The 13,526-nt window shown below is 57.7% G+C and carries 12 protein-coding genes; 8 read left to right on the top strand and 4 right to left on the bottom strand.

Annotation, left to right across the window (positions count from 1 at the left end; translation table 11 throughout):
- Positions 1 to 15: 15 nt before the first annotated feature.
- Together H6F75_RS11945 and dprA are read left to right on the top strand one after the other, a co-directional pair.
- Positions 16 to 294, top strand: coding sequence for a hypothetical protein (locus H6F75_RS11945; RefSeq protein ID WP_190752459.1), 279 nt, complete (start codon positions 16 to 18; stop codon positions 292 to 294).
- Positions 295 to 347: 53 nt separating this feature from the next.
- Positions 348 to 1,487 (top strand): DNA-processing protein DprA, encoded by a 1,140-nt coding sequence (dprA, locus tag H6F75_RS11940; RefSeq protein WP_190752457.1) that lies wholly within the window; start codon positions 348 to 350, stop codon positions 1,485 to 1,487.
- On the opposite strand, the gene H6F75_RS11935 is transcribed toward dprA, so the two are convergent.
- A complete protein-coding gene (locus H6F75_RS11935; protein ID WP_190752455.1) occupies positions 1,484 to 2,062 on the bottom strand; it encodes an FHA domain-containing protein in 579 nt (192 codons plus the stop codon). The genes dprA and H6F75_RS11935 overlap by 4 nt on opposite strands.
- Positions 2,063 to 2,473: 411 nt before the next feature.
- On the opposite strand from H6F75_RS11935, the gene H6F75_RS11930 reads away from it, so the two are divergent.
- From H6F75_RS11930 to H6F75_RS27760, 3 genes are read left to right on the top strand one after another with little or no spacing between them, the layout of a single operon-like run.
- Positions 2,474 to 3,886, top strand: coding sequence for a 1-acyl-sn-glycerol-3-phosphate acyltransferase (locus tag H6F75_RS11930; RefSeq protein ID WP_347710644.1), 1,413 nt, complete (start codon positions 2,474 to 2,476; stop codon positions 3,884 to 3,886).
- A gap of 29 nt (positions 3,887 to 3,915) precedes the next feature.
- Complete coding sequence (locus H6F75_RS11925; protein ID WP_190752451.1) at positions 3,916 to 5,196, top strand: AAA family ATPase; 1,281 nt, start codon at positions 3,916 to 3,918, stop codon at positions 5,194 to 5,196.
- Positions 5,197 to 5,249: 53 nt separating this feature from the next.
- Positions 5,250 to 6,770 carry a tetratricopeptide repeat protein gene (locus tag H6F75_RS27760; RefSeq protein WP_199303895.1) on the top strand — a complete coding sequence of 507 codons (1,521 nt, stop codon included), beginning with the start codon at positions 5,250 to 5,252 and terminating at the stop codon, positions 6,768 to 6,770.
- A gap of 177 nt (positions 6,771 to 6,947) precedes the next feature.
- On the opposite strand, the gene H6F75_RS11915 is transcribed toward H6F75_RS27760, so the two are convergent.
- Both H6F75_RS11915 and H6F75_RS11910 read right to left on the bottom strand, forming a co-directional pair.
- Complete coding sequence (locus tag H6F75_RS11915; RefSeq protein WP_190752449.1) at positions 6,948 to 7,520, bottom strand: DUF1802 family protein; 573 nt, start codon at positions 7,518 to 7,520, stop codon at positions 6,948 to 6,950.
- A 26-nt stretch (positions 7,521 to 7,546) separates the two neighbouring features.
- Positions 7,547 to 8,305 carry an HAD family hydrolase gene (locus H6F75_RS11910; RefSeq protein WP_190752447.1) on the bottom strand — a complete coding sequence of 253 codons (759 nt, stop codon included), beginning with the start codon at positions 8,303 to 8,305 and terminating at the stop codon, positions 7,547 to 7,549.
- 182 nt (positions 8,306 to 8,487) lie between these two features.
- Between H6F75_RS11910 and aspS the strand changes: the two genes are divergently transcribed.
- The 3 genes from aspS to H6F75_RS11895 all read left to right on the top strand — a co-directional run bounded on the left by aspS (position 8,488) and on the right by H6F75_RS11895 (position 12,701).
- On the top strand, positions 8,488 to 10,281 hold the full coding sequence (aspS, locus tag H6F75_RS11905; RefSeq protein WP_190752446.1) for an aspartate--tRNA ligase: 1,794 nt from the start codon (positions 8,488 to 8,490) through the stop codon (positions 10,279 to 10,281).
- Positions 10,282 to 10,476: 195 nt separating this feature from the next.
- Positions 10,477 to 10,923, top strand: coding sequence for a Uma2 family endonuclease (locus tag H6F75_RS11900; protein WP_347710643.1), 447 nt, complete (start codon positions 10,477 to 10,479; stop codon positions 10,921 to 10,923).
- 332 nt (positions 10,924 to 11,255) lie between these two features.
- Positions 11,256 to 12,701 carry an ammonium transporter gene (locus H6F75_RS11895; protein WP_190752443.1) on the top strand — a complete coding sequence of 482 codons (1,446 nt, stop codon included), beginning with the start codon at positions 11,256 to 11,258 and terminating at the stop codon, positions 12,699 to 12,701.
- Positions 12,702 to 12,740: 39 nt separating this feature from the next.
- Here the strand turns inward: H6F75_RS11895 and H6F75_RS11890 are convergent, their stop codons facing one another.
- The gene (locus H6F75_RS11890) at positions 12,741 to 13,448 is read right to left on the bottom strand and encodes a GvpL/GvpF family gas vesicle protein (protein WP_190752441.1); all 708 of its coding nucleotides are present in this window, start codon (positions 13,446 to 13,448) and stop codon (positions 12,741 to 12,743) included.
- Between the last annotated feature and the right edge of the window lie 78 nt (positions 13,449 to 13,526).

Genomic DNA, 13,526 nt, shown 5'->3' with positions numbered 1-13,526 from the left:
AGAGAGGATGTACCGGTGGCCGACAAAATTATTCCACCAGCGCTAAAAATTTGGCTGGCCTTTCTATTTATATTCTTGCTGCTGGGCTATGGAGTAATACCCAGCATTTTGCTGGGGGCGGTGGCCGGGTTTGCCGGCGGCACCATCAATGCTTGGTGGATGACCCCTGGCGGCGAACCCACTACTACCCTAGAACTGCCGGCCCCGCTGCGCCAGCTCAACCCGAGACGGCTGCCCCTGGGCAACTTCTTTAGGCGTGGCGGCACCCAGCGGTTGCCTCGGGCGCGCCGGTAGGGCGGGCAAGGCAATACGGGCATACTGAGCGGGAGATTTTACCCCCGTCCGGCATGACAGAACGAGCGTACTGGCTAGCCTGGGCCCAGGCTCACGGCCTCGGCCCAATTTTGTTGAAGCGACTGTGCAGCCACTTTGGTACCCTATCCGCCGCCTGGCATGCCGACGGAGCAGCTCTGCTGGAGGTAGAAGGCATTGGCCTGGGAACAGGGTCCAAACTGGTGGAGTATCGGCAGACGGTTTCTCCGCTAGAACTGCTGGCTAGCTACGAACAGCAGCATCCCAATTTTTGGACTCCGGCGGATGCGGAGTACCCGGCCCTGCTCTACGAAATTACTGATCCGCCGCCGCTGCTGTTTTATCGGGGACAGCCGGAGTTGGCCGGGGCTCTGCACCTGGTGCCATCGGTTGGGGTGGTGGGCACTCGCAACCCGTCAGACTACGGTCAGCGCTGGACCCGCCGCTTGACCCAAAAGCTAGTGGCCCACGATGTGATCGTGATCTCGGGGTTGGCTAAGGGGGTCGATCGCTACGCCCACCAGCAAACCCTAGACAGCCATGGCCTCACCATTGCGGTGCTGGGGACAGGGGTTGACCAGGTTTATCCCTTGGGCAACCGCGATCTGCACGATCGCATCGCCCGCCACGGTCTGCTGCTCAGTGAGCACCCCAACGGCACGCCCCCTGACCGGGGGCACTTTCCCCGCCGCAACCGCATCATTGCCGGGCTCAGCCGAGCGGTGGTGGTAACCGAGGCTCCGGCGCGATCGGGAGCGCTGATTACGGCGCAGTTAGCCAACGACTATGGCCGCGATGTATTTGCGGTGCCGGGGTCGCTAGATAACCTCAATAGCGAAGGCTGTCTGGGGTTAATCAACCAGGGCGCCCAGATGATTTTGGACGACATGACGCTGATCGCCGCGCTCGGACAGATGCCCCAGATTAGTAATGGTGCGGCGGGCGACGCCTTAACTAAAAAGGGCGATCGCGCACCGGTAAGTTCTCCGGTGCCACCGCCCTTGTCGCCAACTATGGCCCAAATATTGGCCGCCATTACCGACGAACCCATTTCCCTCGACGGGCTGGTGCAGCAGTTGGCCCAGCCCACCGGAGAGATGCTGGCCGCCCTCGTGCAGCTAGAGCTGATAGGTTTGGTCACTCAGCTGCCGGGCATGCGCTACCAGCGCTGTTAGACGTCGTCCCACGCCGATCGGTCACAGCGCTGCTGCAAAAACTCAAATCGCAGGCTGCCCAGCTTCACCAAATCGCCGTCTTGCAGGTAGTGGCGCTGGGCTGGGGCCAGGCGGCGGCCATTCACCCAGGTGCCCCCATTGCTGCTCAGGTCGGTGAGAAAGAAGCCCCGCAGCGGGTCAAAGTTGAGCGCCGCATGGCAATCGGCAATCCCCGACTGGGGCATGGCCACGGCGCAGCGGCGACTCTGCCCCAGCAGCCATCGGGTACCGCACAGTGTGACCTGAATGGCGCGATCGGCGTTGATATTGGTGCTGAGAAAGGCGCGATCGTCGGCCACAATACCCTGTACATACCAGTCGGTGCGGTAGCAATGGTTTTGGGCCGTCAGAATGGGGTCGATAATATCGGCCACTTGCTCTAGGTCATAGCTCAAGTTGCGAAAGAGCGCGTCTAGCAGCCAGGGTGGTGAGGCGATTCCCGTTGGGATCGCTTCGCGAATCGCACCATCACTTGTTTGGGGGGCAGTGCTAGATTGCTGATCTGAGTGGGCAGAAAAGAAGGGGGAGGAAACCATAACAAACCGTCGTTTTACCGCTAACTACGTCTCTAGAACAGGTCGTCCATCAACCACAGCTTGGAGCTGTAACCTTGTCTGGTAGGGGCATGGTTGTGGTGTACCTGGCTTATGCACCTGCCCAAAGTTCAACAGGTAACGTTGGGCGTTGTGGAGAAACTCCTTAGGGACTGTGACAATCACACGTGACGATTTTCCTCAAGTGCCTCGCCCGGTCGGGCTTGGCTCCTGCCATTAAACTGGGTTTCTACAGTAGGCACAATGCCGGGGCTAGGGTTGCTTATAAAAGCTTTATAGTTTCTCCGCAAATTCACTGATGAGCTTTAATCCGCTATCGGCACCAACGGAGTTTGCCGCTGCTCTGCTATATCATCGGGGTGTTCATCAATGCCCTGGCCGAGGGTTAAACCCGTGAACCCCTCCACCCGTGCTCAGCCGCCATTGAGCTTTATTCCCCCTGCGTTGGATACTCGGGTGCTGGCCCTGGTGCGCCTGGGGCTGCCCTATTGGATGCGCTGGCGGGAGCAGATTCAGCATATAGAAGTGGTCAATGCCGAGGGGCTGGTGCAGCTATTTAAGGCGTTTGACGCCGGAGAAACCCGGTTTTTGCTGGCCTTTCGCCATCCCAGCCCGCTCGACTCGTTTTGTTTGGGGCATTTGCTGTGGTATGCCGTACCCCAGCGAGCCAGGGAAATGGGTGTGAAACTCAAGCATCCGGTTCACGTCCACTTTATCTACGATCGCGGCATTCCCCTTTGGGCCGGTAGTTGGGTAGGTCAGCTCTACGCCAAGCTGGGTGGCACCCCGATCCAGCGGGGCAAGGTCGATCGCCAGGGGCTGCGATCGGCCCGCGATCTGCTGGCCAATGGTAACTTTCCCCTCGCCGCTGCCCCCGAGGGCGGCAACAATGGCCACACCGAAATTGTCAGCCCTTTGGAACCAGGCGTGAGCCAGATAGCCTTTTGGTGTGTAGACGATTTGCATAGCCAGGAACGCGCAGAGCAGGTGGCGATCGCTCCCCTGGGCATCTGTTATCGCTACATCACGCCGCCCTGGCGCGAACTCGATCGCTGGCTCGACCGCCTAGAGCAGGAGACCAGTTTGGCTCCCCAAAAGCGTCTCTACCCACCCGGCGACACCTCTAAAACCGCCATTGAGCAGCGCTATCGCCGGCTCTCTGACCTGGGGGAGCATCTGCTCACCCTGATAGAAAATTATTACCGCCGGGTGTATCGGGTGGCGCTGCCTGTAATCGATTCTAGCGATCGCCTCGATGCTGCGCCCCCGACTGACGCCCTGAGTAACCGCCTCCAAGCCCTGATGAATGCGGCCCTACAGGTGGCCGAAAGCTATTTTCAGATCCTACCCAAAGGCAGCCCCGTTGACCGCTGCCGTCGCATTGAGCAAGCCGGGTGGGAGCATATCTTTCGCCAAGAAGTTGTGGGCAACCCGCGGCTGTCAGCGGTGGAGCTGGGGCTGGCCAATCGCGAAGCCGAAGAAGCCTCCCTCCGCATGTGGCACATGCGCTTGGTAGAAAGCTTTATCGCCGTCACGGGCCACTACGTGCGCCAGCGACCCTCCGCCGAGCGCTTTGCCGAAACGGTGATGATCTTGCGCGATACGGTGTGCCTCATTCAGGGTAAAAACCCATTTCCCCGGCCCAAGCTGGGTCCCCAGCGGGCGGTGCTCACGGTGGGGGAGCCAATCTCGGTGAGCGATCGCTGGCCTGACTACAAAGCCAATCGCAAACAGGCCGTCGCCCAGCTCACTGCCGACCTGCAAAGCGCGCTAGAAGCCATGATTCCACCGCTGCCTCCGGTATGATGAGCTAGGTTCTCTACGAGGCTGGCGCGGTGAACGACCTCTATCAGCGGTATATCGACACCTACCGCAAACTCAATCTGTTTCCGCTGCTCAAATCAGACGACATTGAGCGGTTTCGCATTACCCATAGCGCTGAGACCCTGGCCCGGCTGCGTAGCGCTATTGTCGCCAGCGAGGCCAACGGCAAGCTGATCTTTACGGGTCACCGAGGCTGCGGCAAAACTACCCTACTTAACGAACTGTCCCTAGAGGTGCGTAAGCGAGGGCTATTTGTCGAGTTTTTCTCCATCGCCAATATGGTGGAGATGTCGGACGTGAACCATATCAACATTCTCTATGCCATAGCCCTGCGGCTTCTGCGGCGAGCTATCCGCAACGATGTGCCGATTCCTGAGAGCACCCGCGAAAGTCTGAAGAGCTGGTTTACCCAAACGAAATCGATCACTTACACCGATCAGCTCAAGAAAGAGACTGCCTTAGGGGGCGACTTTTTCAAAGTGTTTACCGCCAAACTGCAAAAAGAAGACTCTTTTCGCCAGGAGATCAAAGAGACCTACGAGCGGCGGGTGTCTGAGCTAGCTCAGCACATCGATCTGATTGCCGCTGCCATTCAAACCGCTACGGGTAAAGAAGTCTTGGTGATCATCGATGACCTGGACAAGCTCGATCTGGGCGTAGTAGAGCCCATTTTTCGCGATAACATCAACGCCCTCTTTTCTCCTCAAATTCGCATTCTGTTTACCATTCCCATTGCGGTGGTGCGCGAGCCAGAATTGGTCGAAATTCTAGAGACCCAAAGCTCGATTCTACTGCTCTCAGTGACCAAGTTTTTTACCCGCGATGCCTCTCACCAGCCCAATGCCCAGCCTATAGAAGCCAACGTGGCCCGACTGCAAAGCATGCTAGAAAAGCGCATTGATGCTGACCTGATCGAACCCGAGGTGATGCGGCAAATGGTGTTGCTCAGCGGCGGCGTGCTGCGCGAGCTAGTACGGCTAGGGCAAGAATGCTGCCGCGAATGCATGCTGCGGTTTGAGCTGGAGCCTGAGATCCGCGATGTGAAAATTGACAGCGAGATTTTGGCCGCAGCTGTGAGAGAACTTCGCAAGCAATACGCTCGTCCCCTAGGCAACAACCTCTACGACCTGCTGCGGCAAACCTACGAGTCGTTTACTCCGCCCGATACAGGCGACCCTAAGTTTTTAGAACTCCTCCACGGGCTGTATGTGTTGGAATATGAGAATGACGATCTCTGGTACGACCTGCACCCCCTGGTGACCGACCTGCTGAAGCGCAAAAATCTGATCTAATCCTAAGCTACCAAGGTTTTTTGAGAACCCTGTCAGCTGCCCCGGCACCTCCTATGTCCCCAGCCGACCTCACCCCGCTGAACAGTCGCGAGTACCGAAAGCTGCTGCTGACGCTGACCCTCAACAGCCAGCAGCTCGACTTGCTGGTGGCCATCACAGATGATCGCAACCTGCAAGATCAGCTAATCACCGCCTACGAAGCCGACCTGAGAGACCAGGGCATTGCCCCCCTGCGCGCCCGCCTTGACCCCAAGCGCCCCAGCCTGCGTGCCACCCTAGAGAAACTGGTGGCCCAGACCCCCACCTTGCAAAATGGGGAACCTGCTGTGGTGACAGTACTGAATGCGGGCGAGCTGCTGGGGGTGCGCCTGAGCGACGAAAAATCTGAGCAGGAGAAGTTTTTCTTTTCGTTGCAGTGGACGCGGGAGGCGCTGCGGAATTTTGGGTTCCCGATTGTGTTGTGGCTGCCGGATGCGGTGGCGACTCGGCTAGCCCAGCAGGCCCCCGACTTTTGGAGCTGGCGGGGCGGCGTGTTTGAGTTTGTCGCCGAGGAGCAGGTGCCAGAACGGGGCGCAGCGTTGCTGGTGCCCAGCCGCGATAGAGCAATGGAAGAACCCAGTAGCAAAGTTGCCATTGAAGATCTGCAACAACAGGTTGCTCAACTAGAGCAAACCGCCCCAGAGTCGCCGCTGCTGATTACGCTCTACAACAACCTGGGCGAAGCCTATGCGGGTAAATATGACTACAAGCAGGCGCTAGAGCTGTACGAAAAAGCCCTGACCCTAGCCGAGGCCAAGACCGATCCTGCCGGACAGGCTAGATCCCTTTTTAACCTAGGGAATTCGCTGAGGTTTTGTGGGCGACCGTTTCAGGCGCTGAGCTATTACCAGCAGGCGTTGAGTAAGTACCAAGAGCTGGGCGATCGCCAGGGTGAAGCCTATTCCCTCGGCAATTTGGGCAATGCGTACTATTCGCTGGGCCAATACCAACAGGCCATGAAGTACTACCAGCAACAATTAGCGATCGCACAGGAAATCGGCGACCGCCAAGGTGAGACCAATTCTTTGGGCGGTTTAGGCAATGCGTACTATTCGCTGGGCCAATACCAACAGGCCATGGAGTACTACCAGCAGTGGTTAGCAATCGCACGGGAGATCGGCGATCGCCAAGGTGAGGCCAATTCTTTGGGCGGTTTGGGCAATGCGTACTATTCGCTGGGCCAATACCAACAGGCCATGGAGTACTACCAGCAGTGGTTAGCAATCGCACGGGAGATCGGCGATCGCCATGGCGAGGCAGCTTCTCTCGGCAATTTGGGCTGTGCGTACTATTCGCTGGGCCAATACCAACAAGCCATGGAGTACCACCAGCAACAGTTAGTGATCGCGCGGGAGATTGGCGATCGCCAGGGTGAAGCAGTTTCGTTGTTTAACCTTGGTGATGCATTAGTAAAACTTGGTCAGAAGCAACAAGCCCACTCTAATTACCAAGCAGCGAAGACTTTATTTAACGCCATTGGTCAGCAGCACAACCTCGAAAAATGTGATGCAGCCCTTCGCGATCCAGAAACGTAAGTGCCAGAGAAACCCAATTTCTGTAGTGGCTCCTGAGGTAGGGTGCATTCGCGGCCCCAAAGCTACGCCTCCAGCCCACCAATCCTCGCTCCGCAATGCACCGCTTCCCCGACTCCCCGCTATTGGTGCATTGCGGCGGAGGGGGGGAAGGGCTTGTCGCAACGCCGCGAATGCACCCTACGGGACAACTGGCATCACCGCAGGCAGCGCGGCCAAAATGGCGTTGACCTGGTCGGTGTAATCGGCCTTCGCCAGGGCTGGGGTGCTGTGCTCTACTCCCACCTCTTGGCCAGTTTCCACCCACGATCGGCAGCCGCTGTAGCCCCTATGCCGAGGCAGCATTAGAGGTTGCTGAAAACGGTAGGCCCTTAACAGCAGCCCATAGATCGGGCGATCGGGTTGCCAGTTGAGCCGTTCGGCCACAAATTGCTCATTCCACACCAGGTAGGGCAGCAGTGCAGCTACCTCTGCTTCAGCCGTGAGGGGCAGGGCGTGGGTAATAGCGGCCCACCCATCAAACCGCACTTGGTCGTCGTGAGCGACTTCCCCTGTCATCAGGGGCCTAAAGGCTTCCTTCAGCAAAGCCGCTTTTTGATGCTCGACGGTGGGCAGCAGCAGCGCCTGCCGCGCCGCCAGTGAAAACTGCCCCTTGGCCTCGCGAATGCCGCCCTTGCGCAGCAGCAGAATGGTTTCGCCCTGCAATAGAGCCGTAACCGCAGCCTGCCATTCCTTCAAAACCCACGACACCATAGCGTTTGCTCTCCTTCGTTGACGGGTTAGCCGAACTCAGTCTCGACAGCTAAATCGTCCCACTGGTCTAAAACTAGGGTTGCACCAGCCACTGGCGATCGCCCCCAAGGCTCAGATACTGACACAAACCCTGCTGCTTTAGCCTGCTCTGCTAAGGCTAGATCGGCCCAGCTATCGCCGACCACTAAGGTATGCGCTACCGAGACCTGAAGGCGATCGCACAACACCCCCAACAGCGTCGGATCGGGCTTAGGCGGATCCTCTGGCCTCGTACCCTGCCACGCATCTACCCAGGGCAGCAGCTCATAATGGGTCAAAAATTCTTCGACAAAGGCTGGGCTATCGGATGACAACACCCCGATTTTTAAGGGACTGTGGTGCATTCGCTCTAGCATTGCGGCGGTGCCTTCAAAGGGTGGGGTGTAGGCGGCCTTGCCGTTGCGCTTGGCGTTAACCGCCGCGAAGCATTCTGCCACTAGCTCCGTCGCCTTCTGTGGAGGATAGCCAGCCTGCGCTAACACAGCTACGGCCCCCTGCTTGTTGGCCTCGCGGGTGCCCGCCGCCATTAGCCCATCGGGGTCGATGCCGCTGGCAGACACGCCAAAACAGTCTAAAAGAGCCGGAATTAACGCATCTCCAAATCCTGCGGCCCTAGCACAGGTCTCTGCCCGCGCCAGGGCAGTGTGGTGCAACAGCTTCAGGGAGTCGGCCAGGGTGCCGTCTTTATCAAATACGATCGCCTCCACATCGGCAATGCTTTGCTGCCCGCATCGCACCCAGACCATAGCTTTACGCTCCTGATAACAACAGCGACCCCGGCTCCAAATTGTCGGTGCAGCGGCCTCAATAGGGCTAGGGGTGCAGATGAGAATTTTGTCAGGAATTGGTTGAAAAAAATAGCTTTCAAGCTCACCCACTATCCTAGATAATGGGAAGGTTTTGAAATTTGAAATATAAGCAGTTCACTATGCGCACCCACTACTGCGGCACCCTGCGGGCCAGCGACATTGGCAGCACCGTTACCCTGTTCGGCTGGGTCGATCGCCGCCGCGACCATGGGGGCGTTATTTTTATTGATCTGCGCGATCGCACTGGCGTCGTGCAAATTGTCAGCGATCCAGAACGCACCCCGGCCTCCTATCCCCAAGCTGACCCGCTGCGCAACGAGTATGTGGTCAAAATTCAGGGTCGGGTCAGCCAGCGCCAGGAGGGCTCTGTGAACCCCAAGCTGCCCACGGGTGAGATCGAGATCTACGCCGACACCATTGAGCTGCTAAACGCGGTGCGCAAGCCGCTGCCGTTTCAGGTCTCCACCGCCGATTCGGAAACCGTGCGCGAAGACCTGCGGCTGCGCTATCGGTATTTGGATTTGCGGCGTGATCGCATGGCCCAGAACCTGCGCATTCGCCACGAAGTCACCAAAGCCATTCGCCGCTTCCTCGAAGACCAAGAGGGCTTCTACGAAGTCGAAACCCCCATTCTCACCCGCTCCACCCCAGAAGGGGCACGGGATTACCTGGTGCCCTCGCGAGTCAACCCCGGCGAGTTTTACGCCCTGCCCCAGTCGCCTCAGCTTTTCAAGCAGCTGCTGATGGTGTCGGGGGTCGATCGCTACTACCAAATCGCCCGCTGCTTCCGCGACGAAGACCTGCGCGCCGATCGCCAGCCCGAGTTCACCCAGCTCGATATGGAAATGAGCTTCATGACCCAGGACGAGATCCTGGCGCTGAATGAAGCTTTGGTGGCCCATATTTTTAAGGCTGTAAAAGGCGTTGAAATTCCCCGCCCCTTTCCCCGGCTAACTTATGCCGAGGCGATGGATCGCTACGGCAGCGACAAGCCCGACACCCGCTACGGCCTAGAACTGGTCGATGTGTCTGACCTGGTGAAAGACTGCGGCTTTAAGGTGTTCTCTGGCGCGGTAGCCGATGGCGGCATCGTCAAAGTGCTGCCCATCCCCAACGGCAACGATCAGATCTCCAACGTGCGCATTAAGCCCGGTGGCGACCTGTTTAAGATCGCTGCCGATGCCGGGGCCAAGGGCCTAGCCTACGTGCGGGTGCGGGCCGACGGTGCGGTGGATACCATTGGGGCGATTAAAGACAATCTCGGCCCTGAGCAAATGGCAGAACTCCTCAGCCGCACCGGAGCCACTGAAGGCACGCTGCTTCTGTTCGGGGCTGGACCAACCACGATGGTGAATGCCACTCTGGATCGATTGCGCCAGGCGATCGCCCGCGAGATGGATCTAATTCCCACCAACAGCCTCAATCTGCTGTGGGTCACCGACTTTCCTATGTTTGAGTGGAACGCTGACCAGCAGCGGCTCGAAGCCCTGCACCACCCCTTCACCGCCCCCCACCCCGACGACGTGGACGACCTCAAATCTGCTCGCGCCGTGGCCTACGACATGGTGCTCAACGGCTATGAAATTGGCGGTGGCAGCCTGCGCATCTACCAGCCCGAGGTGCAGAGCCAAGTGTTTGAAACCATTGGCCTGACCACCGAAGAAGCCCACGACAAGTTTGGCTTTTTGCTCGAAGCCTTTGAGTATGGCACCCCGCCCCACGGCGGCATTGCCTATGGGCTCGATCGCATCGTCATGCTAATGGCGGGCGAGGAGTCAATCAGGGATGCGATCGCCTTTCCTAAAACTCAGCAGGCGCGCTGTCTGCTCACCCAGGCTCCCTCTGGTGTAGACGAATCGCAGCTCAAGGAACTCGCGATCGCCTCCACCTACGAGCCAGAGGCAGACGAGTAAAATTGGAGGTAGGGGATGGGGCACACACTAATCCTCTATTGGTGGGCAGTGCTCACCCTACAGTTGCCCGGAGTTATTGATGGTTGCCACTAAGCTCTCTCTGGCCGATTTCTTAAGTCTGGAAACAGACTCAGATTCCCTCTGTGAGTTTGTGGATGGGGAAGTGATTGAGATCCACCAGAGAGTCCGCGAAATGTGCTGATCTCGTTGTTTTTATTGCAACGGTTTTTGCAAATCGTGCCCTTCCACTGGTTGCGCCGCATGGATACCGAAGTCGTGGTATCTGGACGAGTGCGGATTCCGGATTTGCTGGTGTTGGGCGAAAACTTGGCGGCACTTTTAGAAGACACGGACCGCAGCACCATCACCGAAGACATGCCTGTCCCTTTGCTGGTGGTAGAGGTGGTTTCGCCGGGCAAAGCCAATGAAGACCGCGACTACCGCTACAAGCGATCGGAGTATGCGGCCCGAGGCATCCCAGAATATTGGATTGTAGACCCAGCGAAGGCAAAGGTGACTGTACTCACCCTGGTAGACGGGCTGTATGAAGCTCAGGTGTTGCAGGGAGAGGTCATTTTACAGTCACCCCAGTTTCCAGAGCTGAGTTTAGCCCTGGCTAAGGTGCTGTCGCCCACAGACTGATATATCACCTGCCTGTGGGCCAACCAAGCAGCAGCCCGGTTTCTAGACTTACTGCAATGCGTTCTACCAATTAGGCTTTTTCAGAAGCCTCGCCTAGATCCTCTCTTTTGCGCTTGCGTAACTCCACCAAAAAATCAAGGCTTCTACGGGATTTCACTTAAACTATGCAGAGAGGGTATGTAACACTACATATCGATTGAGACTCGCCGCAGACAAAGGCGATCGCCCCACGGCTTGCCTTCAGGAAGTATAAAAACTTGCACCATGAACTGTAATTCGTGGCAACCTATGGGCTTATTAGCAGAGAGCCGATTGGGAGACACGTGATCGTTATGTTGCAACAACCACAACGAGCCTTGAAGCAACCTTTGCACCCGCTGGGCAGGCCAGGGGGACGGTGGCGCTATATACCCTGGGTTGCTCTAGGGAGTTTGCTGATTTTCTGTCCGGCTGCTTTTGCCCAAAGCGCCACTACGGCCGACCTCAAGGTGGCGTTAGACACAGCCTGGGTGCTGTTGACCAGCTTTTTGATCTTCTTTATGAACGCCGGGTTTTGCATGCTCGAAACCGGCTTTTGTCGCAGCAAAAACGCCGTCAACCTGTTGGCCAAAAATCTGATTGTGTTCGGTCTTTCGACCCTGGCCTTTTGGGTGGTCGGCTTTGGCCTCATGTTTGGTGACGGCAACCCTCTATTTGGCACGTCTGGTTTTTTGCTGCAAGGAGCCGACAACAGCCCCGCTGTTGGCGATGCCTACCGAGGCACCTATAGTGCATTGGCCTGGGCTGGGGTACCGCTAAATGCCAAATTTTTCTTTCAGCTAGCCTTTGCGGGTACGGCGGCCACTATCGTGTCTGGGGCCGTGGCGGAGCGCATTAAGTTCTTAGCCTTTTTTATCTTTAGCCTGCTGCTGGTGGGGTTGTTGTACCCAATCACCGGTCACTGGGTGTGGGGCGACGGCATGCTCGCTAATTTGGGCTTTTACGATTTTGCCGGCTCTACCGTGGTGCACACAGTAGGTGGCTGGGCCGCGCTGATTGGAGCTATCTTGCTGGGGCCACGGCTGGGGCGCTTTCAGGCTCGTCCGGTCGCCATGCCGGGGCACAATCTGAGCATTTCTGCTCTGGGTTGCCTGATTTTGTGGCTGGGTTGGTTTGGCTTCAACCCCGGCTCCACCATGGCTGCCGACCCCTTACCCATCAGCCATATTGTCGTGACCACCAACATCGCTGGTGCCCTGGGGGGCTTAGCCGCTACCGTCACCTCGTGGATTTACCTCAGCAAGCCCGACCTATCGATGATCATCAATGGGGTGCTGGCGGGTCTAGTGTCTGTTACCGCCTCCTGCGCCTACGTTAACCTGGGCAGTGCAGCACTCATTGGTCTGGTAGGAGGGGTGATTGTTGTCTTTTCAGTGACATTGCTGGACAGCTTGAAAATTGATGACCCAGTAGGCGCTGTGTCGGTGCATCTAGTCTGTGGCACGTGGGGTACCGTTGCGCTGGGGCTGTTTAGCGTTGGCCCTGGTAGCTACTCTTGGTATGGCGAAGGTGATGGGCCCTTAGCCGGCTTGTTTATGGGAGGTGGCATTCAGCAATTGCTGGTGCAGCTATTGGGGATTGCGGCGGTGGGGGCGTTTACCGTCACGTTTAGCCTCCTGTGTTGGTTGACGTTGCGGGCTACTGTGGGCATTCGCGTATCTGAGGCCGAAGAAATTCAAGGCCTTGATCTGGGCGAGCACGCGATGGAGGCCTATCCAGAGTTTCAGGTCGGGCCGTAAGGGATCAGGTGAATGGGTAGGACGAGTTAAGGAGATTTCCTAGACGAAGTGGTAGGGGGGTAGGGGATCGCTGAGCATGAGAGTCCAGTGGTTGGTCTGCGATCGCCACTCCTCTACCCGCTGCTCTAGGCTCTCGGCAGCGGTGCGATCGATCAGCAGATACGCTCGCGCTTCTCCGGCGGGGCTTTCGGCCTCGATGTAGTTCTCGTAGGTGGCATGAAGGTCATTGAGCACTTGGTCAAGCTCCTGGTGCTGCTGCTCTTGGGCAGCGGTTTGCTCCTGGAGGCGCTGCTTTTTCGCCAAAAAGTAGTCGCGCCCGGTGAGTCCTTCAGCTAGAGGCGGCAGCTCAACGGGTTGGGCAATCAGCTTGAGCTGGTATTCAACTTGGTGGCCTAGAACAGCGAGCTTGGCGGCATAGTTAGCTCCCTGGCTAACCAGGTGAGCTTTGAGATGCTCAATGGAAGCAATCTGAGTGCCAAACCGCAGGGGCAGCAGGGGCGTGTGCTGAAACAGCTCGCAAATGACGCGATCGTGGCTGAGCACCGCGTTTAGCAGCCGCGGTTCGTCGGTTTGCAGGGTCTCTAGATCGACGCCGGTTTCAACTATGGCGGCAACGTTGTCTACGGCAATCAACCGAGTGGGTACGGCCAGCCCCAGAGGTAGGGGCAGAGGTTGCAGGGGACGGGGGCAAATGCTGTAGAGGTAGATGGGCTCTTGAATCAGCCCTGGGGTTAGCTCTGGAGACACAATATCTAAAGCCTTTGGGATGCGCCACAGTTTGATCTCACTCTAGGCGATTTGCCCCCCGGCTCGGGGCGTCTCTGG

This window comes from Nodosilinea sp. FACHB-131 (genome assembly GCF_014695395.1).
Taxonomy (GTDB): Bacteria; Cyanobacteriota; Cyanobacteriia; order Phormidesmidales; family Phormidesmidaceae; genus Nodosilinea.
Note: the sequence above shows the minus strand (reverse complement) of the source record. Positions and strands in the feature narration are given on the sequence as shown.